This is a genomic window from Microcoleus sp. F10-B2 (assembly GCF_036704965.1).
Taxonomy (GTDB): domain Bacteria; phylum Cyanobacteriota; class Cyanobacteriia; order Cyanobacteriales; family Microcoleaceae; genus Microcoleus.
In genome coordinates this window covers 24570-45553 of the sequence record NZ_JAUBTB010000032.1, presented here as the reverse complement: position 1 = coordinate 45553, position 20984 = coordinate 24570, and the positions used below count along the sequence as shown (strand labels likewise).

Sequence of the window (20984 nt, the reverse complement as noted above, 5' to 3'; positions counted from 1 at the left end):
AAAGTCTCGGTCGAGATTGTGGGTGTGATGCGGGAACAAATTAGACAGGCGACCTTGTAGAATATAACTGCTGCATCTATAATGTACAAATCTCGAAAAAATAATTTTAATCGAGCGGTAAAAATGAATATGAAATTAACAAAATTTGTATCGATCGGCATTGCCCTAGTTTTAGGAGCAAGCGGGAGCATATTATCTAGCAGCAGTACAGCATTAGCAGCCGAAAAAATTGTCCTCACATTTGGCCCGATCCGACAAGCCATCAATATCAGCGACTTAGAAGACTTTGCTAAAGACGGCACGACGACCCCAACCCTACAACAAATTATCCGGTTTTCCAAAATGGACGCGCAAATATTGCGGGGGTTGATGGGTCTAGAAATCGGTTTAAAGCCTGCTAATCTGGCCCGGGTAGTTTACAGCACCCCGGGAGAAAAAATCACTGACGAAATCGGTCAAGCAATTCGCACTCAGCGCCGCACAGAAAGCGGGAAAGCTCTGCGGGCGGCGATGATACTGGCGGCCGGGGATGACGGTAAGGTATCGCTGCTGGAAATCCTGAAAAAGTATCCTCTAACAGAGGTTTACGTAGATGTTGCCAGCATTAGCGCCGCTGTTGGGAAAGTTCAGAGTTTAGCCGGAAATATACAAAGCCTGCTTCAAGATGTGATGCGATCGACAAATCGCACAACTGAAACAACTCGCACCGAAAGTCCGATCGAACCTCGGCGCAGCGTGCAGCCAACAATTCCGCCTCCAGCGCCGCGCCGCGCCGAACCCGCACCCTTGCCAGCACCCGCACCGCAGCCTGTGAGGCCGGTCAGAGGACTGTGGTAAAAAAATTATAAATGTGTCTTAGGGGCGGGTTTAGCCCGCATTTGTGGCATTCTGCAGGCAATTTTGAGACCAAACCCGCCCCCGCCCTACCCCTATCCCAACCGCCACGAGGGTTATGACTCCCGAAGCAATCAATTTTTCTTGAGCAATTTTTTGAGCAACTTTGGAACCTCCGAAGGCCGAGCCGCCACAGGTATGCCCGCCTCTTCAAAAGCCGCCATTTTGTTTGGGGGCGTAACTCCAAAGGCTTTCTGCGCAGCAGCGCGAGAACTGATCAGGATGCCGGCGTGGCCCAAAGACGGCCCCTTGGGAGCGTAGCGACCGGCCAGATAAGCAACCACGGGTTTGTCGATCGCCGAGGCGATGTAAGAAGCAGCAGCTTGTTCGCTCCAGCCCTCAACTTCCCCCACCAAAACCATCGCTTCGGTACTGTCGTCTTCGTCCAAAATTTGCAGCCACTGCATAAAAGAAGAACCGACAATCGCGTCGCAGCCAATACAAACCGCCATCGACTGTCCCAACCCTGCCTCAGTCAGTTCTAGGGCCACTTCGTAAGTCAAAGTGCTGCTGCGGCTGATCACCCCCACCGGGCCGGGAGTGTAAAATTCCTTGGGGTGAGTTCCCAGCAGCAGTTTGTCGGGCACAATTATCCCCGGACTGTTAGGTCCGATTACCAAAGTTTCAGTAGCCTCTGCTTTTCTGACTAAGCGCACCATATCCAGAGGAGGCACTCCCCCAGTGACGATCGCGATTTGCCGAATTCCTCCCGCGATCGCTTCTAGAGCCGCATCCAGCACCGAGTAAGCGTCTACAAAAATTACCGCAGTGTCAACGTGACCCACTGCCGCCACTGCTTGTTCTACCAAATCAAAAATCGGAATTCCCTCCATTTCCAGCCCCCCCCGACCGGGACTGACACCGGCGACTACATTCGTGCCGTATGCTTTCATCATCAGGGCGGCGCGGGTTGACGCGGGAGATTCTGTAATGCCCTGTACTAGGACTTTGCTTTCAGGAGTTAAATTCATTTGTTCCCACTTGACACTCGATCTGTAAAAAGCAGAAGGCCTTCATCTGTACAAAAATCTTGTTTTTTGCCGATCGACTGCCGCTACTTGACGGAGGATACAGAAGCGGCCGCGGCCTCATCCAAAGTGCTAGCTAGCTGCACCGGCAACTGTCCCAAACGCTTTTTAACAGCATCAGCATCGATCTCTACCAGCCGCAGCACAACTTGGATGTGGCGGTTAGCGCGAGCTTTCCGTTCCAAATAGCCGGCTACTGCGGCGATTATTTCCTCCGTCTTGGAGGCGCTGCCCAAAATATTTATAAGTATCACCTTAACGCTTTTATCCTGAGCGACTAACTCCAGACCCAAATCCGCGCGATCGCGCAGGGCATTTGCTGCATAGTAGCGGTCTAGGGAACCAATATTCACAAAATTAGCTGGTTTTCCTCCTTGGTGGGTTACAGCATCCAGAGTTGCCATTGTCAGGCCAACTCCGTTGCACAAAATTCCGATATTCCCGTCTAGTTCGGTTAATTGCAGGGATTCGGAATTCGAGGTTGGGGATTTAGATTTGGGGTCAAACTCGGGCGATTGCTGAGCCTTCGAGTAGGAATGGGGGCGATCGCCAGGGACCTGGGGACTTCTCCTTTCCCGTGCCAGCCCGCCCAAGAGCCTATTCTCCGAGAGTGCTGCCAAATCTGGATGTCGCCCCAAGGCCTCGTCGTTGGCGGTGACTTTACCGTCTAAAGCCATTACCTCTCCCGTTGGACTGATGCCGAGAGGATTGATTTCTACTAAATCTAAATCTTTTTCGACAAACAGCCGGTACATTTTCTCGACAATGGTGCTCACGGATTGAATCAAGTCTCCCTGCAATCCCATTTTCAGCGTGAGACGCCTGGCGTAGAATGGGGAAAATTCCTGGTCTACGGCAACTTGCTGCATTTGCTCGATCGACCCTTCGACATCCATACCTCCTTGGCTCGAACCCAGAAGAACCGGGCGTCGCGCTACGGGGTCTAGGAGTACCGCTAAGTACAATTCTTGGTCGGCGTTGTACTTTGCTTCTGCCAGCAGGACTTGGGGATATTCATCCTCGATCGGCAAATTAAAAATTGTTTGGGCTGCAGCTACTGCATCGATCGTATTTTCCACAAACTTGATACCGCCCGCCCGGCCCCTTCCCCCAGCCCGCACTTGCGATTTGAGTACAACTGGGTAGGGAATTTTCAGTCCTTTGAGGTCGGCGGGATTGTCAATCCGCTGCGACGGCAAAATCGGAATTGCCATCTGGCGAAATAAAGATTTAGCTTGGTACTCTAACAAATCCATTATCAATTACGGGTGACGGGTAGTTGGCAACAAGCAATTCGTCCTAATTGGCAATTCATAATTAATAGATAGTAATTGGTTTTTTGTCAAGTTAAAAGTTAAAAATTTTCGCTTTTATCTTTTAATTTTAGACTTTTGTATTGCCGATTACTTATTCGCTATTACCCCTCGCCGATTACCTATTAATTACCTAAACAGTTTCAAAGTGTTTTTTTCTGAGAATTGCCAAATTTTACTATTAGGCTGTGGTGGGGACATATTTGGCGAGCGTTGGTGTTTTTTTTGTCCGAAAATCTTCGGACTTTGGGCAATACTGTGCCGAGATATTTCTGCTAATCGTTTACTTGATGCTACTAGCAGCGCCTTGATGGACGGTTTTAACCCATTTGAGCCGCTTGGGCCGCACCGCAATCCGAGCCGTTACAGTCCCTACCAACAGCCAGTGGAACATATACACAGTACCCCGCAGCGTTTGCCGCAAGGTGGCAAAAACTCTTTTAACGTCAAATTTGGTCTCTTTGCGAGTGCGGCGCAAACCGACAAACATTCCCACCACTGACAAAGTAAGGGTCATCACAGTTAGGGGACTGGCGATCGGCATCCGGCGCAGCGCAATTGACATCACAAAGTCGGGTAGCGCTACTGTGGGCAAGAAATATTGAGATACCCAAAATCCAAATAAATCCCAGGTTTTCCAAGTTCCCATGCGGCCCGGCAAAATTAGCCGCCAGTAGTCAAGATAACGCTGATAGCCGCCTTCTGCCCAGCGATTGCGCTGGTGCCACAGGGCGCGAGCGTTAGTGACTCCTTCTTCTGACACGGCTGGGAAAGCGAGAAATTCAATGTCCCATTGCTCGAGGTGCAGCCTCACCGTCAAATCCAGGTCGTCGGTAATCGTTTCCTCGTTCCAGCCGCCGCAGCTTTCCAAGGCGGTGCGACGCATGAATTGGCCGTTACCGCGCAATTCTCCAATGCCGCCGATCGCAATCCGCTGCTGTTGGAAAAAACTGTCGAGAGCCATTTCTGCTTCTTGGCCGCGAGTCCAAAAATTTACCGAAGCATTGGCGATGGCTTTTCTGACTTGCACAGCCCCTACCTTTTCTCCATCGAACACCGGCAGCACCAGGCGCAGCAAATCCGGCGTTACTGTCGCGTCGGCGTCAAATATTCCCACAAATTCCCCGCGAGTCAGTGGCAACACTTGATTCAGGGCTCCCGACTTGCCGCCGCTGGCATTTGCTCCTCTGCGAAATACTTTGAGCTGGGGGTACTTTTTGGTGAGCTGTTCCAATACTACCGGGGTGCCGTCGGTGCTGTGATCGTCGATCGCCCAAACTTCGTAGCGGTCGATCGGATAGTCTACATTGCAGATGGATTCTACGAATCGGGCAATCACCGCTTCCTCATTTTTCGCCGCCACTAGCAGCGACACGTAGGGCCAATCCTCTCGACTTTCGTCGGCAAGAGGCGGCAGTGCGGGCTTGGGCGAAGCAAACAAAACTCGAAATGCTTGCATCCACAGCAGTCCCGTCAGCCCCCACACTACCCACGCGCCCCAAGAAATCAAGTGCAGGGCGATCGTGCCGGCCCAAATCGCAGCCAGTACTGCGGCGGCTTTTCTGCGGCGTCCCCGGTACAGATTTTGAGGAAAAGAGGGAGTTCCCGGCACCGACACCGCAACCGGGAGATGAGCTTTTGTTTCCGCGTCAAACACCCTGTCGCCCATGTCTGGTATGGCAAATACTTTGCCGAGCTTCGAGTTCGAGGTCAAACTCTTGAGCTCTTCTTGAGCTAAATCAGAGATGTCCAAGTTAAGCTCGCTGCGAGCGTCGTTTTCTGACCAAGAAGTCTCCTGCATAGGTTACTTGATTCAACCACCAATAGTTTTTGATTTTAGAGATAAGTATTTACTGTACCAGTTTCTGGCGTTTTGTCGAAAGCAGACCGGAGGACAAGCAGCGGGTTCGCTGCTTGTCCGAACAGGGTAAACGGGCATTGGATAGAGTATTTGGGATGACTTTTGCTTGCGATCGACCACGAATATCTGTTAGTTTTTTCAGAGGATCTCAAGTATCTGCTAGTAGTAATTGTCTGAGGTATAAATATGTCTATTCCTCAACTGAAGCCAGCCGACGAGAAAGAAGTGAAAGTCTATGCGCCTTTCTGTCAAGAGCCCCGGCGCAAGTTTTTGCCGCACGCTATCGGCCTCTACAAGCTCAAAAGCTTGGAGGGGTCAAGAAAAATTGACGGCGGGGAGAACGTGCCGTTTGTCGCTAGTTGGAATATATCGTCCTTGCCGATCGATTTGACCCGCTGTCGGGTTTTGTTTGACGGCAATGCTGAACTTAGCTACGAAGTGACCATGCAAAGCTCTGAGTTTGTCAGTTGCTTAATTGAGGTACTCCTGACTTTTCAGCGGACTCGTAGCGTCGATTTTTCTAAATCGTTTTACCGGAAGCTGATGCGCATGGATGATTAACTTTCAGCGCACCCGCACTCCGGAAAGTCGGCAATTGACGATCGAGCAATTTAGTCCGGAGCCCCCGGATTCATTCGCGGATCGAGAAAAAAGTTCCGAATCCCGATCGCCAGCCCCCGGATTTATCAGTGGGGTCGCTTTCTTCAATTCTTTAATCTAAAATCTAAAATCTAAAATCGATTGACGGGCGCTATAACTGGCGCACCAATAGTGTAATGCCACCACGGCGAAATTACATGATTGGTGCGCCAGTCCTATTTGAGAAGCGGAAAGAGTAAGTGAGTTGTTGGAGCATTCTCAATAATCCCTTTGGGTGTCAGCACTTATCTGCATTGCTAAAGTAAATCTACCGCAGTTTTCAGTTGAGCGTGATACACATTTCGCGTAAGTAATCAGGAAAAGCCTGAGTCCCTACCTGTATTTAATCCAATTGAAAACTACTGTACTTTGTTGTGGGACAAGCCCAAAAGCCTATTTCAGACATTGGTGCAAGATGTGAGGCAAGACACATTTCCCCCACCAAACTCCGAACTTTTTTCATGTATTAATTTTTGTAAAAATACTCAGCAATATTACGGAAATATGTGAGGATAAGAACTAAATTAGGATGAGTTAATTTCTACGAAAATAGATTAAATAATCCCACCTGTCATCAGCAAGAATTTTAAGTAATCTTGCGATCGAATGGATTTAATATAAGTCCTGATTTTTTTTGTTCGGGGTGCTCGGAGACAATTTTTCAACTGCCATTTTGGCGGTCGCACTGTCATGCTCAAATTTTGCAAGTAAGTGGCCCAAAGCCGAATTAAATTATAGCAATTCCTTCTAGCCACTATTTAGCAAACACTTAAGTATAAAAACGCCCAATATCAGTTATTGTAATTACTCCTAGATAATTTTGAGTAAGTGCATAACACAGAGAACGCTACATATAAGATTTTGTAGCTACAAATGAAAACCTACCAATTTTTACCCGAGGTGTATTATGACTCCGCTCACCCACGAACTCTCTACATATTCTTTAATTAGCGATCGCCCGATCCAATTTACCCTTGAAGACGCAGCAACTGTCGCTGCTGGTAGTGCAAAACCTGCGGATTCTCAGCAGGCGGTCGGCACTTTGGGCACAGAAATTTCAGAGATTGTTTTTATAGACACAGCCGTTGCAGATTACCAAAGCTTAGTTGCCGGAGTCAAACCCGGAATCACAACAGTTATCATCGACTCGAACCAAGACGGTATTGCCCTGATTAGCGAGTATCTCGCCGGTTGTCAGGAGGTATCTGCACTTCACGTCCTCTGCCACGGCAGTCCCGGCAGCTTGCAATTAGGCACAGCTCAATTGAGCTTAGATACTCTCAACTCCTACGCCAGCCAACTGCAAAAATGGGGGGCATCGTTGAGTGCAAAAGCAGAGATTCTGCTTTACGGTTGCAGTGTTGCAGCAGGCCGCGGTCAAACATTCGTGGAGCAAATAAGCCACCTTACAAAAGCAAAAATCGCAGCTTCTACAACCCTGACAGGGAGTGCAGATTTAGGAGGAGATTGGCAGCTTCAGGCAACCACAGGCCAAATTGAAATAAATCTGCCAATTCAAGCCGAGACACTGAAAAATTATGCATTTACCTTAGTTGACTTGAATACAGCATCAGGAGATGGAGGCCTTACAGTCGGAGTAGATGCCTTTGGGTCTTTTGGCTCCGCTGTTGGTGGCACTGGAGGTGCTTCACCTGCGAATTATGACCCCCTCGGTCCCTCAGGACCGGCGAGCACCACTTTTCAGTCTGGGGTAGCCATGAGGGTGGGCGGTACAGGAGGATATACTTTTCTGACTACCGGCTCCATCGGCAATACAGGCGGACTCAATCCAGTCTTTAACCCAAATTCAACCGCAACCACTGCTACAAGCACCTTCAATTTTGGTGGTCTTAATTTTGTACTGACTCAGACGGTCACAGACCTAGTAGTAAATGGGCTAAGAAAAGGGAGTCTTTTAACTCAAACCTACAGGATTACAAACCCTGGAAATACAAGAGTAGACTTTGAGTTAATGCGCTATGTTGATGGCGACTTGCAATTTGATGGCTCTATTGCAGACACTGGCGGTCGTCGTGTTTCAGGTACGGAGGAAATTCTCTTTGAAACTGACAGCGGAGACGATCCTGCACTACCAGCGACCTTTGTGGGGATTACCGGTATAGGGGGGTCAACTGCCTTACCGGGTCGTTACGAAATCGACCGATACTCCCTCTTGCAGGACAAAATTACCGTCGGCGGTGCGCTAGACGACACAGTATACGGCGACGACCTGGATACAGATCAATTTGTCGACCCTCTCCCAGTTGGCACAGGCCCCTACGACCTGACCCTTGCCCTGCGAAATAGATTTTCGCTTGAAGGTAATCAGTCTACTAGCTACGCCACAACCACCATATTTGGGACGCTACCGCCAAATGAATTAAATCTCCCCGTCCTCAGCATTTCCCCACTGGGCAGTCCGGCTGAAGCTGGTTCGATTCCAGGCACCTTTAGAATCACCCGCGTCGCCAACAGCAACGGACAGCTCTCTGTCAATTTCAATGTAGCGGGGTCTGCCACCTTCACCACCGACTATACTGCAACGGGTACTAATACCAACTTCACTCCAACTAGCGGCACAGTGATTATTCCCGATGGGCAGACAAGCGTCGATCTGACGATTACTCCTATTGATGACAATATTTTTGACCCCAATGAAAATGTCATATTCACCATCGCTCCGAGCACAAACTACATTCTCGGCTCCCCAGATATAGCCAGCCTGACGATCGCCGACAATGATACCAGAGGCATTGTTGTCACCTCAGTCCCTCCAAACCCCGGTCTGGCAGAAGGCGGCAGCCCTAATACTTACAGAGTAGCGCTCAGAAGCCAGCCCACCGAACTGGTAATCTTCACTCTTAAACCCGACACCCAGACAGACTTGGGGACGGGCGCTGGAAACCCCGTCAGCTTCAACTTTACTCCCAGCAACTGGAACGTCCCTCAAACTATCACTGTCCGAGCAGCGGACGATACCTTAGCCGAAGGCCCTCACAGCAGCATCATTACCGGCAGTGTCACCAGTGCCGACGCTAACTACGACGGCGCTGTACCCGTGACGCTGGACGGCACTGCTGTTGCCAATCTTACTTTGCCAATTACCGACAACGACACGCCGAGCGTAAAAATTACCGAAACTGGTGGCAGCACCAAAATCGGCGAAGGTGGGGCTACGGATAACTATACGGCGGTATTGACCAGCCAGCCAGCAGCCGATGTTACTGTCACCGCCTCCCCAGACACCCAAAGCGACGTGGGGGCTGGAGGCGGAAATCCGATCGCCCTAAACTTCACCCCTAACAACTGGAACGTGCCTCAACTGGTGAATGTGCAAGCCGTGGACGATGGTGCAGCTCAAGGCGCGCACTCCAGTACGATCGCCCACAAAGTCACCAGTACAGACGCGAAATACAACCTGATTGGTACTGCCTCAGTTATTGCCCAAATTACTGACAACGATACCGCCGGAGTCACAATTACTCCTGGCAGCACGACGGCTACCGAAGGCGGCGCTACAGGCAGTTACAAGGTAGCGCTGACTAGCAAACCGACTGCGCCTGTTAAGGTCAATTTCAATACGGGCCTTCAAATCCAGTCGATTTCCACATTTACTTTCACCTCAGATAACTGGAACCTACCGCAGACAGTCACGGTGAAAGCTACCGACGACAGTTTAGTCGAAGGGCTGCACGCAGGCACGATTAACCACAGCATTGCCGCCGGCAGTGCGGCGGAATATCTGCCAGTTGCGATCGCGCCGGTAACAGTCAGCATCACCGATAACGATGTCGCTAATCCCAGTACGCCCAGCGTCACGATCGCACCTGCAAGCACCAATGCAGCAGAAGGCGGCGCGACAGGCAGTTACAAAGTCTCCCTCAACACTAAACCGACTGCTAACGTTACCGTCAATTTCGCTGCGGGCAGTCAAATAAATGCGATCGCGCCGATCGTTTTCACTCCGGTTAACTGGAATGCACCGCAAACTGTAACGGTGACAGCAACCGACGACACGGTTGTAGAAGGATCTCACAGCGGCACGATCGATCACAGCGTGGCAGCAGGCAGCGCTGCCGAATACTTGCCAGTGGCGATCGCACCAGTAACAGTCAGCATCACCGATAACGATACAGCTACCTCGACCGCAGGGGTAAAAATTTCTCCTACAAATACTTCTGCAGCAGAAGGCGGTGTCAATGGCAGTTACAGCGCGGTATTAACTTCCCAGCCTTCAAGCGACGTTACCGTCGGCTTCGCCACAGACAGTGAAATAGAAGCGATCGCCTCCTTCACGTTCACTTCGGCTAACTGGAACGTTCCTCAAACTGCCACTGTCAAAGCAGTGGACGACTCCGCCGTTGAAGGAACGCAGCTTAGCATCATCACTCCCAGCGCTAGCAGCACCGATCTGGCTTACAACAATATCGGCATCCCCAAAGTCGATGTCTTGATTCTCGACAACGATTCCCCCGGTATCTCCGTCACTCCCACGAGTACCAATTCCGCAGAAGGCGGTGCAGCAGGCAGCTACAGCATTGTCCTTACCAAAGCGCCGACTGCTAACGTTACGGTCAACTTCGCCGCGGGCAGTCAAATAGATGCGATCGCACCCATTACTTTCACGGAAGCTAACTGGAATGTGCCGCAAACAGTAACGGTGACAGCCACTGACGATACTGTTGTGGAAGGATCTCACAGCGGCACAATTAACCACAGCGTCGCAACAGGCAGCGCTGCCGAATACTTGCCCGTGGCGATCGCGCCCGTCAGCGTCACCATCGCCGACAACGACACAACTACTACTGCTGCTGGCGTGACTGTTACCCAAACAGGAGACAACACGATTATCGCCGAAGGCGGTGCAACCGATACTTATCAAATAGCCCTCAACAGCCAGCCTTCAAGTGACGTTAAAGTTAGCTTCGCCACAGACATTGAAATAGAAGCGATCGCCTCCTTCACCTTCACTCCGGCTAACTGGAACGTTCCTCAAACTGCCACTGTCAAAGCAGTGGACGACTCCGCCGTTGAAGGAACGCAGCTTAGCATCATCACTCCCAGCGCTAGCAGTGCCGATCTGGCTTACAACAATCTCGGCATCCCCAAAGTCGATGTCTTGATTCTCGACAACGATTCCCCCGGTATCTCCGTCACTCCTAACAGTACCAATGCCGCAGAAGGCGGTGCAGCAGGCAGCTACAGCATTGTCCTCACCAAAGCGCCGACAGCGCCAGTTACGGTCAACTTCGCCGCGGGCAGTCAAATAGATGCGATCGCACCCATTACTTTCACGGAAGCTAACTGGAATGCGGCGCAAACTGTCAGCGTGAAAGCTAGCGACGACACTGTTGTGGAAGGAACTCACACCGGGTTGATTTTTTCCAGTGTCGCCCCCGACAGCGCTGCCGAATACTTGCCAGTTGCGATCGCGCCCGTTAGCGTCACCATAGCGGACAACGACATCGCCCCGCCGACGCCGACACCAGTCATCAACTTTTCGCCCACCATTATCGTGCCGCCGACGCCGACACCAGTCATCAACTTTTCGCCCACCATTATCGTGCCGCCGACGCCGACACCAGCGCCGACACCTGCACCAGCCATCAATTTTTCGCCCACCATTATCGTGCCGCCGACGCCGACACCGGCATCAACTTCAGCGCCGACATCGGCACCAACTCCAGCGCCGACACCGGCACCAACTCCAGCGCCAACCCCAATCCAGGAAGCAACTCCCGTTCCAACCCCGCAGCAACCTGAAGATCCAGATTGCATTTGCGCGCAAATTACCTTACCGGACATCAGTCCTCTTCAGGGTTTCAATCTTGTTCAAAACAACCTGGTTGGTGTCGATACAAACGACATCCTCACTGGCGGCAGCGGTGGCGACGGCATCAACGGTTTGGGCGGAGACGACCTGCTTGTCGGTTTGGCAGGCAACGACAACCTATTTGGCGGATTGATCAGCAACATTCCTGTTGGGCCACAGGTCGATCGCGACTTGCTGTTGGGCGGACCGGGCGACGACTACCTCAACGGTCAAGCAGGCTACGACACCATGTTCGGCGGTCAGGGCAACGACGCTGCTTTCGGTGGCAAAGATAACGACCTGATCTGGGGCGGACGCGGTTCTGACACCCTTGTGGGCGAGGAGGGAAATGACAGCCTCTACGGTGGCACTAACAGCGAATCTGACCGCGATAGCGCCGGGAACGACTTGTTATTGGGTGTCAAGGGCAATGACTTCCTCTGCGGTCAGGATGCCTCTGATACCCTTTCTGGCGGTGAGGGGAACGATACTGCGCGCGGCGGCAAGGGCAACGATGTAGTTGTAGGCGACTCGGGCAGCGACTCGCTGTTGGGCGACCAAGGCAATGACACTCTCTGTGGCGGCGACGGGGATGACACGGTGTTTGGTGATATTGGCAGCCCCCTGCCTGTCGGCGTTGCTGCTGGTCTTGACCAAGTGTGCGGCGGTGCTGGCAATGACCTGCTGTTTGGCAATGAAGGCAGCGATACTATCAACGGTGATGGTGGCAACGATACGATTTTGGGCGGCAAAGACAGTGACAGTTTGGTCGGCGGTGCTGGCGACGACGTGTTGATTGGCGATGAAGGCAGCGATACTTTGATCGGCGGCAGCGGGCGCGACTTCTTTGTCTTGACATCAGGCCAAGGAAGCGATCTAGTTTTAGACTTTAGAAAAGGGGAGGATTTGCTGAGTTTAGCGGGCGGTTTGACCTTCACTCAACTGAGCATTAGCCAAGGCACAGAGGGGGGAGACGCCAGTCCCACCACATTCATCAGAATTGCTAACTCTGGGGAACTCTTGGCAGTTTTGAATGGGGTGCCAGCGAGTGCGATCGCGCCGTCCGATTTCGTTCAAATTTTGCGACTCGGTACCTGAGAGGAAAGCGCTGTAGATCCGCCCAACGAAACTCAATCTACAGCCCTTGAACTCCGATCGGGATGGCATCGCAATCAGCCTTTGGGCGATCGAAATGCCACCCCACCCTAAGACAATTTATGTGTTTAGGCACGACCTAGCAGCCCCCTCTTATACAGCTTCAGTCCTGGACGCATGGGGCTCCAGAAACCGGGTTTTTTACCGAATCTAGGGTCTACAGCGAGTCTTTTAGTAAAAAAAAACCCGGTTTCTCAACAATCGTGCGTAATTCGTAAGCTTATTGCTCGCAGTGCCAGATACAGCAGATTCCACATTTATGAAGTACACCCGCCTATAGTGAGCTCTGCGTAGGGACACGGCACGGCGCCCCGTGTCCCTACACTTCACAAACCGGGAATACGCTGTATCAGTTTTTACGCGGGCGAGCGCACTTATAATTAATAATTAATAATACCTATCCCTTTTCAATTATCTGCAAAATTGCTTGGGACAAAAACCGTGCTTTTTTCCTACTGTGTACCTGTATTTAATTAATATAAAAATTCCGTAAATTCCGGGAAGGCTTTGGCAGGGATAAAATTTCGCTTTTATTCTGTGTTGTTGTCTAAAATGGCTCGATAGCAATGTCTAATTCCTGCAATTGTAGTGACAAAAATATTAAAAATTCCTATATAAGTAATTAAATTTGATTAAACTTGATTGACAAAAATAATTTAAAACAATATATAAAACAGTTGTCATAATAATCAAATGTGCAAAAAAAAGCGAAAAAAAGGGTTTAAATCAGGTGAAGAAAAGCTGCAATCAAAAAAACGATATGGGCAAAAGCGACAAAATCGAGTATAATTGTATTGCGCAATTGAGTCGCACTGCAGAAATAGTGTTGAATAAACTAAATTTATTGAAATAGACAGGTGCAAATTGAGGAGTGAAGGCGTACCCAAATTGACTAAATATTTGCTGATCGGTTCCACCAAAGCTTATAGTGGCAAGTCCGCGATCGCCCTGGGGATGGCACTCGGACTCCGGGCAAAAGGACTCGCCGTAGCCTACGGGAAACCTCTGGGAACCTGTTTCAGCTCCGAGGGAGTTGGGGCCGGGGAGGAAGACGTGCGGTTCGCAGTAGAGACGCTCAAGCTTTCTGAAAGCCAGGTACCGTCAACCCTGTTGTCTTTGGACGAAGAGACGGTTCACAAGCGTTTGCGGGGAGAAGACAAGACAGATTACCGCCTGTCTCTGGCGCAATATTTGCAAGTCCCCACCGGAGACTTGGTGCTGTTAGAAGGCCCAGCTAATTTGGAGGAAGGCAGTCTGTTCGATTTGTCTTTGCCTCAAGTCGCTGAGGCAGTTGATGCCTCTGTGCTGCTGGTAGCGCGCCCGATCGATCTGTATGTAGATGATTTGCTGTCGGCTAAGCGGCGCTTGGGTTCGCGGTTGCTGGGCGTCGTGCTCAACGACGTTCCCTCGGACAAACTCGAATCAGTAACGGCGACTGTGCGGCCTTTTCTGGAGGCTGCGGGTATTCCTGTTTTGGGAATGCTGCCGAGAAGCGCTTTGCTGCGCAGTGTCAGCGTCAAAGAATTGGTGCACCAGTTGAAAGCGGACGTGCTCTGCCGTCGAGACCGTTTGGACTTGATGGTGGAAACTTTGACAATTGGCGCGATGAATGTTAGTTCGGCTCTGAAGTATTTCCGCAAAGCGAGAAATATGGCGGTGGTGACGGGGGGCGATCGCACGGACATTCAGCTAGCGGCTCTGGAGAGCTCGACTCAGTGCTTAATTCTGACAGGCCACTTGCCTCCTTCTCCCCTGGTGATCGGCAGGGCAGAAGAAATGGAAATTCCAGTTTTGTCTGTGGATTTGGATACCTTAGCCACGGTGGAAATTATCGACAGCACCTTTGGCAACGTGCGCCTGCACGAACCAATCAAGGTGGAATGCGTTACTCAGCTAATGGCAGAACACTTTGACCTTGAGGGCATGATGGCATCGTTGGGCTGGGGCGATCGAGTCCATTAAGAAGGCACCCGGAGCTGAAGGTATTCGGCACCCGGATCTGAAGAAAGAAGGTATTCGGCAGAGAAAAATTTTTGTTTAAATAAATAAAAAGCCACAATTCTTAAATTCTCAATTTTTTTTGAATTATACCTTCAGCTCCGGCGGCCGAATGCTTTCAGACATTCTGCCTTCTGGCTTCCTCCAATCTCCTCATCCTCTAGTGAGATCTCGTAAATCAGCAATTCTTAACTTCTTTTTGGTGGCAATTGCTAGCGAGTCTGCTAAAATCCACAACGTAGTTTTATTTAATTTAATAAATTCTTTGAGTCAATCAATTGAGCTACCCAGAGTAGATGATTTTTTACAAGAACTTGCGGCGATCCAGCAAACCAGCTCCAAGCGGATTGCTCTTTTGGGTTCTCGCCACGTTCCTATTACCCACCAGCAGCTAATTGAGATGCTGAGCTACGCCATAGTTCTGGGAGGCAATCAGCTCATCACTTCTGGCGCTACAGGCACCAATTCAGCCGCAATTCGGGGGGCAATGCGAGCAGATCCTAATCTGCTGACGGTGATTTTGCCGCAAAGCATGAGCCGCCAGCCCCGGGAGTCTCGCGACCAGCTCGAACAAGTGATACATTTGGTAGAAAATCCCAAAAATGACAGTTTGTCTCTCCCGGAAGCAAGCGCCATGTGCAATCAGGAGATTATTTCTCGCTGCCAGCAACTTATCTGTTTTGCTTTTCACGAAAGCCACACTTTACTGAAAACTTGCCAGGATGCGGAGGAACAGCGCAAGGTGGTTACTCTGTTCTATTTTGATTGAAATGCGAGGCGGATGATGCTGTTGGGATTGCCTGTGTCGGTTATTCTGCTTGATTGTATTGCTGCTGCTGCTGCGCTGGTTTACGCACCGTTTTTGGTGGTTGCGTTCGCTCGCTTGCAGCTAGGCTACGACCAAGCAGCCCCCCGCGCTATGTTTGATAGGTTGCCTGCTTACGCTCAGCGGGCAACTTGGGCTCACCAAAATTCGTTTGAGACGTTTATGCTGTTTTCAGCGGCGGCTTTGATGGCTTTTGTGACGGGGGTAGATTCAGAGGCGGCGGGCTGGGCTGCGATCGCTTTTACGATCGCCCGGTTGTTGTTTTCGGTTTTCTATATTCTGAATGTGCCGCTGGGGCGATCGCTCATGTTTGCGATTAGTTCTTCTTGCACAGCTACTTTATTCTATTTCAGTTTAATGGCTGTTAATGGCTAATTATTATTAGTCAGTAATCAATAGTCATGAGTCATTAGTCATTAGTTAAGAGACGCTTAATTAATGACTAATTACAATTACCAATTACCAATTACCAATTACCAATTACTAATTTATGGCTGCTAGTTATTCATTTGATGTTGTCAGCGAGTTCGACCGGCAAGAATTAGTTAACGCTGTTGACCAAACTGTGCGGGAAATTCAAAGCCGCTACGACTTGAAAGATACCAAAACTACCGTGGAATTGGGTGCAGAATCAATTACTGTCAATACGGACAGCGAATTTACTCTTGATGCAATTCACACTGTTTTGCAAACTAAAGCCGCCAAGCGGAATTTATCTTTGAAAATTTTTGATTACGGCAAAGTTGAACCGGCTAGCGGCAGTCGCGTGCGTCAAGAAATTAAACTTAAAAAAGGGCTCACTCAAGAAATCGCGAAACAGATTACTAAGTTAATCCGCGATGAATTCAAAAAAATTCAAGGTTCGATTCAAGGCGATGCCGTGCGGGTTTCTGCTAAAGATAAAGATGATTTGCAGTTGGTGATTCAACGCTTGAAGCAAGAAGATTATCCGGTGGCTTTGCAGTTTACAAATTACAGGTAAATTTTTGCAAGCTAAGTATGGGATTCCCAGTTGTGCGATCGCCTCTTTGAGTGCGATTGAACTTACCTTGCACTTGCTGGGATTCACAAATCTTGCTTTGTTGCAAGCTGATGCTGACTAGATATTTGCACCAAATCAACTTGTTTTACAGCGCCGACCTACTTAAGGCCTCATGAATGGATGATCGGCTTATCTGAAGCTGTGTTAGAAGCAAACACAGAAAAAGCGATCAAAGTAATTCAGGAAATTCCTGAAACAGAACTATTTTTAATCAAAAGCCTGACTAAATTAGCACGTCAATTTCAATTTGAGCAAATTCTAGATTTAATTGAACCTTTAATGGTTCATAATTGATATTTGACAGTTTTTGTAAAGCAAGTTGAGACCTGAAAAATGACCGCAAAAAAACAATTATTTAACCTCTTAAATGGTCTTGGCTTAGAAATAAAAAATCCCCACTGGTGGCTTCAAGTTCTGATTATTTCTATTGTTTATCCTTTGATTTGTTGGTTGCTCCCGAATCATAAAATGTCCAGTATTACGATTATTCCACCATATATTTCACCCGTTTGGCCCGGAACAGGATGGATGTTCGCTACTTTATTGGGGTGGGGTTATTCTCGTTGGTTAGGTATCTTTATGGGTCAATTTATTGCGACCTTAATCATGACTTGGTCGATATCTCCAACTTTATGGTGGAATATTGTTTTAAATACTATTAGTGTAACGATTTGGAATTTATTGGCAGTATTTGTGATTCGACGGTTAACTCGCACAAAATTTCCTTTTAATGAAGTCAATCATGTAGTAATTTTTATCGCCGTTAGTTTTTTGGGAGTTAGTTTACCCAACGCTTTGATCGGGACTTGTGAATTCATTTATCAGAAAATTGTCCCCCAGTCTGACTTTCTAAAAACTTTCACGGGTTGGTGGATTGGTGATAGTATAGGTATCTTACTTTTTACCCCTTTCTTGTTAATTTGTTGTTTAAAAAAACAGAAGTTTTATGCCCCGCAGTCTTGGCTTAGTGGAGAATTTATGATTATTGCTATTCTTTTGGGAATAGTCATTAAATTTGCCTTATTTGAGAGTCAACCTGTAGAATATTTACTTTTACCCCCTCTGTTATGGTCTGTTTTTCGTTTTAGTCAAAAAGTTACTACTATTTTAGTCACCGCTATTTGTAGTATGGCTTTTATCACTACGGCTTATCAAATTGGTATTTTTTATAAGGCCGCGTTGGCTAGTAATTCCCTTTTGTTACTACTTTTATTTGTGGGGGTACTTTCCATTACGACGATGGTGACATCTGCGATTGTTTCGGAAAATCGTCAAGCGGCTTTAAAATTACAACAAGCTAATGCAGAATTAGAAGAAAGAGTGATTCAGCGTACTATGGCTTTGCAGGAAAGTGAGAAGATTTCCCGAGAGTTGGCAGTGAAAGCAGAAACCGCTAATCAAGCCAAAAGTACCTTTATTGCCAATATGAGCCACGAATTGCGATCGCCCCTCAATGCTATTCTCGGCTTTTCGCAATTGATGGTACGCGCCACAAATATGCCCCCTGAACAATACGAGAATGCCGGAATTATCTATCGCAGCGGTGATTATCTCTTAACGCTAATTAATAATGTACTCGATTTATCGAAAATTGAAGCAGGTAAAACCACCCTGAATCCTACAGACTTTGACCTACATATCTTGCTGAATGATTTAGAAGATATGTTGCATCTGCGGGCTAATAATGCCGGATTGAATTTGGTATTCCAGCGAACAGAAAATGTGCCGCGCTATATCTGTACCGATCAAGTAAAACTGCGTCAGGTTTTAATTAATTTACTCAGCAATGCCATCAAATTTACTTCCGAGGGTCAAATCACTTTGAATGTCTTTCTGGGAGAGCAAGAAACCACAGATGTTTTTAATTTGCATTTCCGTATTCGCGATACTGGGGTGGGTATTGCAGCAGCAGAACTGCCAAAACTATTTGATGCCTTTAGTCAAGCTCAAGCTGGAAAAGATCTGCAGGAAGGAACGGGTTTAGGTTTAGCAATTAGCCGGAAATTTGTGCAATTGATGGGTGGGGATATTTCCGTAGAAAGCGAATTAGGAAAAGGTACAAGTTTCCAATTGTATATTCAGACCAAATTGGGCCAAGAAACAAACAGCAAGAGTACAGGAGAATATTCAAGAGTGCTGGGACTGGTGCCCGGTCAACTTAGCTACAAAATTCTCACAGTCGATGATAAATCTATTAATCGACAATTACTAATTAAGTTGTTGAGTCCCTTGGGATTTGAGGTGAAAGAAGCTAGTAACGGACAAGAGGCGATCGCCATTTGGGATGAATGGGAACCGCACCTAATCTGGATGGATATGAGGATGCCAGTTATGGATGGCTACGAAGCGACAAAATACATCAAATCTACCACCAAAGGCAATGCTACGGCTGTAATCGCGTTAACGGCGAGTGTGTTGGAAGAAGAAAAGGCGATCGTGCTTTCGGCTGGATGTGATGACTTTGTTCGCAAACCCTTCGTTGAACACACTATTTTTGACTCACTAGCTAAGCATTTGGGAGTCAAATATATCTATGCAGAAACAAGATCTCCTGTCTTGGATGATACAGAAACACGTCCCTTGACATCGGAAGATTTAACCTGTATGACTCAAGAATGGATTACTCAATTATACGAAGCTGCACTTGAGGCAAATACTAACCTCGTGTTACAAGTCGTAGGAGAAATTCCCAAAACAGAAACTCGTTTGATAAAATCCCTTACCAAACTTGCCAGTCAATTTAAGTTTGAGCAGATTCTTGATTTAGTAGAACCTCGGAGTGGCAATGAATCTTAATTCTCAAATCGAAAATAAAGGTAACATTCTATTAGTAGATGACCTGCCAGAAAATCTACAATTACTAAGCGATGCGCTCCTCAAACTCGGCTACACTGTTCGCAGCGTTACCAGCGGGCGGATGGCACTAAAAACGGTGAAGGTAAAGCGACCAGATGTGATACTTTTAGATGTTAAGATGCCTGAAATGGATGGTTATCAAGTCTGTAGAACTCTCAAAGCGGATGCAGATTTTAGCCACATTCCAGTGATTTTTATTAGTGCTTTAGATGATGTCTTCGACAAAGTAACCGCCTTTGATTCAGGGGCTATAGACTACATCACCAAACCATTTCAAATCGAAGAAGTAGTGGCGCGTCTGGAAAATCAGTTAACCATTCAACGCCAGCAACAGCTTCTGGAACAAGAAAATATTAAGCGCCGGGAAGCAGAAGAGATACTTTATCAATCGAGGGCTTTACTGGCTAGTGTTTTGAATAGTTCCCTTGATGGTATTGCGGCAATGCAGGCTGTTCGTAACACCGCAACAGGCGAGATTGAGGATTTTCGGTGTTTAGTCGTCAACCCCCAGATTTCTAGAGCTTTTAACAGTAGGCATGAAGAGATGATTGGCAAATTGGTACTAAAAAAGTTTTTGAGTAATATTGATCCAAAACTATTTAATTGCTTCGTTAATATTGTCGAGACGGGGGAATCTTTAGAACAGGATTTTTACTATGAATCAGGAAAATCTTGCTGGTTTCACTTCGTAGCAGTCAAGCTAGGAGATGGTTTTTCCGTTACTATCCGTGATATTACCGCCCGCAAACAAATAGAATTGGCTCTCCAAGATGCCAATCAAAAATTAAAAGAACTGGCAAATCTAGATGGTTTGACTCAGGTGGCTAACCGTCGCTGTTTCAACAATCGCCTTCAAAGTGAATGGCAACGCCTAGCGCCAGAAAAGCAGCCACTTTCTCTAATTTTATTTGACGTTGATAAATTCAAATCCTATAACGACTACTACGGTCATCTGGCTGGGGATGATTGCTTAATTAGAATAGGGCAAACATTACAAAAAGTAGTCCGTCGTCCCACCGATTTAGCAGCGCGTTACGGTGGAGAAGAATTTGTGGTACTTCTGGCGAATACGGATTTAAAAGGAGGGATTAAGGTGGTACAAAACATTCAGCAAGGAATTCACGATCTGGCGATTCCCCATGCAGAGTCTGACGTGAAGGAGATTGTCACAGTCAGTTTGGGTATTGCCTCACTCATACCCACCTTGGAAGTTCAACCAGATACACTGATAGCCTATGCAGACAAAGCTTTGTACGATGCTAAACAACAGGGGCGCGATCGCTGGAGTACAAATTGTTGAAAAATCGGGGCGTTTTTTTGAAGAAGAGGGAATTATACCGTTAGGCAAGACTTTTCGCCAGTTGTAATTCATCCTGGTTTTTTGTTGATAGTCAGATCGTCAAATTTTTGATAAGTAATACCAATTGGAAATATTCTTGCTACAATTACCAATCTTATACAAATTATCTTTGATTTGCACAACCCCCCGCCGGACACGGCAATGCCGTTTCCCTACAGATGCTCGTCTTTAATTGATATTTAGCAAGATTTTTCATAATT

Annotated in this window: 13 protein-coding genes; 10 read left to right on the top strand and 3 right to left on the bottom strand. The window is 48.0% G+C overall.

Annotated elements, in window-relative coordinates:
• The first annotated feature begins 129 nt into the window (after positions 1-129).
• On the top strand, positions 130-837 hold the full coding sequence (locus tag QUA99_RS14455) for an alpha/beta hydrolase (protein ID WP_333237738.1): 708 nt from the start codon (positions 130-132) through the stop codon (positions 835-837).
• Positions 838-968: 131 nt separating this feature from the next.
• Here the strand turns inward: QUA99_RS14455 and QUA99_RS14450 are convergent, their stop codons facing one another.
• The 3 genes from QUA99_RS14450 to QUA99_RS14440 all read right to left on the bottom strand — a co-directional run bounded on the left by QUA99_RS14450 (position 969) and on the right by QUA99_RS14440 (position 5036).
• On the bottom strand, positions 969-1865 hold the full coding sequence (locus QUA99_RS14450) for a CoA-binding protein (RefSeq protein ID WP_333237736.1): 897 nt from the start codon (positions 1863-1865) through the stop codon (positions 969-971).
• Between the two features lie 83 nt (positions 1866-1948).
• Positions 1949-3178 carry a succinate--CoA ligase subunit beta gene (locus QUA99_RS14445; protein ID WP_333237734.1) on the bottom strand — a complete coding sequence of 410 codons (1230 nt, stop codon included), beginning with the start codon at positions 3176-3178 and terminating at the stop codon, positions 1949-1951.
• Between the two features lie 340 nt (positions 3179-3518).
• A complete protein-coding gene (locus QUA99_RS14440) occupies positions 3519-5036 on the bottom strand; it encodes a glycosyltransferase family 2 protein (RefSeq protein ID WP_333237732.1) in 1518 nt (505 codons plus the stop codon).
• 246 nt (positions 5037-5282) lie between these two features.
• On the opposite strand from QUA99_RS14440, the gene ebsA reads away from it, so the two are divergent.
• From ebsA to QUA99_RS14395, 9 genes are all read left to right on the top strand, one after another.
• Positions 5283-5657: a type IV pilus biogenesis protein EbsA gene (ebsA, locus tag QUA99_RS14435; protein ID WP_333237730.1), complete on the top strand. Its 375-nt coding sequence runs from the start codon at positions 5283-5285 to the stop codon at positions 5655-5657.
• Between the two features lie 985 nt (positions 5658-6642).
• Positions 6643-12645 carry a DUF4347 domain-containing protein gene (locus QUA99_RS14430; protein WP_333343345.1) on the top strand — a complete coding sequence of 2001 codons (6003 nt, stop codon included), beginning with the start codon at positions 6643-6645 and terminating at the stop codon, positions 12643-12645.
• Between the two features lie 921 nt (positions 12646-13566).
• Positions 13567-14664 (top strand): phosphotransacetylase family protein, encoded by a 1098-nt coding sequence (locus QUA99_RS14425; protein ID WP_333237725.1) that lies wholly within the window; start codon positions 13567-13569, stop codon positions 14662-14664.
• A gap of 301 nt (positions 14665-14965) precedes the next feature.
• Positions 14966-15469 (top strand): hypothetical protein, encoded by a 504-nt coding sequence (locus QUA99_RS14420; protein WP_039887610.1) that lies wholly within the window; start codon positions 14966-14968, stop codon positions 15467-15469.
• Positions 15470-15484: 15 nt separating this feature from the next.
• On the top strand, positions 15485-15901 hold the full coding sequence (locus QUA99_RS14415) for an MAPEG family protein (protein WP_333237820.1): 417 nt from the start codon (positions 15485-15487) through the stop codon (positions 15899-15901).
• Between the two features lie 115 nt (positions 15902-16016).
• On the top strand, positions 16017-16508 hold the full coding sequence (locus QUA99_RS14410; RefSeq protein ID WP_333237723.1) for a YajQ family cyclic di-GMP-binding protein: 492 nt from the start codon (positions 16017-16019) through the stop codon (positions 16506-16508).
• Positions 16509-16688: 180 nt separating this feature from the next.
• Positions 16689-16862: a hypothetical protein gene (locus QUA99_RS14405; protein WP_333237721.1), complete on the top strand. Its 174-nt coding sequence runs from the start codon at positions 16689-16691 to the stop codon at positions 16860-16862.
• Positions 16863-16901: 39 nt separating this feature from the next.
• Complete coding sequence (locus QUA99_RS14400; protein ID WP_333237718.1) at positions 16902-19364, top strand: MASE1 domain-containing protein; 2463 nt, start codon at positions 16902-16904, stop codon at positions 19362-19364.
• Positions 19354-20724 (top strand): diguanylate cyclase domain-containing protein, encoded by a 1371-nt coding sequence (locus QUA99_RS14395; RefSeq protein WP_333237716.1) that lies wholly within the window; start codon positions 19354-19356, stop codon positions 20722-20724. The genes QUA99_RS14400 and QUA99_RS14395 overlap by 11 nt, the downstream gene beginning before the upstream one ends.
• Positions 20725-20984 lie beyond the last annotated feature (260 nt).

Bases quoted from the DNA above. Each gene is read 5' to 3' on its own strand.
- QUA99_RS14445 (WP_333237734.1), bottom strand. From the start codon at position 3,178: ATGGATTTGTTAGAGTACCAAGCTAAATCTTTATTTCGCCAGATGGCA.
- QUA99_RS14430 (WP_333343345.1), top strand. From the start codon at position 6,643: ATGACTCCGCTCACCCACGAACTCTCTACATATTCTTTAATTAGCGAT.
- QUA99_RS14400 (WP_333237718.1), top strand. From the start codon at position 16,902: ATGACCGCAAAAAAACAATTATTTAACCTCTTAAATGGTCTTGGCTTA.
- QUA99_RS14450 (WP_333237736.1), bottom strand. From the start codon at position 1,865: ATGAATTTAACTCCTGAAAGCAAAGTCCTAGTACAGGGCATTACAGAA.
- QUA99_RS14410 (WP_333237723.1), top strand. From the start codon at position 16,017: ATGGCTGCTAGTTATTCATTTGATGTTGTCAGCGAGTTCGACCGGCAA.
- ebsA (WP_333237730.1), top strand. From the start codon at position 5,283: ATGTCTATTCCTCAACTGAAGCCAGCCGACGAGAAAGAAGTGAAAGTC.
- QUA99_RS14455 (WP_333237738.1), top strand. From the start codon at position 130: ATGAAATTAACAAAATTTGTATCGATCGGCATTGCCCTAGTTTTAGGA.
- QUA99_RS14415 (WP_333237820.1), top strand. From the start codon at position 15,485: ATGCTGTTGGGATTGCCTGTGTCGGTTATTCTGCTTGATTGTATTGCT.
- QUA99_RS14405 (WP_333237721.1), top strand. From the start codon at position 16,689: ATGATCGGCTTATCTGAAGCTGTGTTAGAAGCAAACACAGAAAAAGCG.
- QUA99_RS14395 (WP_333237716.1), top strand. From the start codon at position 19,354: ATGAATCTTAATTCTCAAATCGAAAATAAAGGTAACATTCTATTAGTA.
- QUA99_RS14440 (WP_333237732.1), bottom strand. From the start codon at position 5,036: ATGCAGGAGACTTCTTGGTCAGAAAACGACGCTCGCAGCGAGCTTAAC.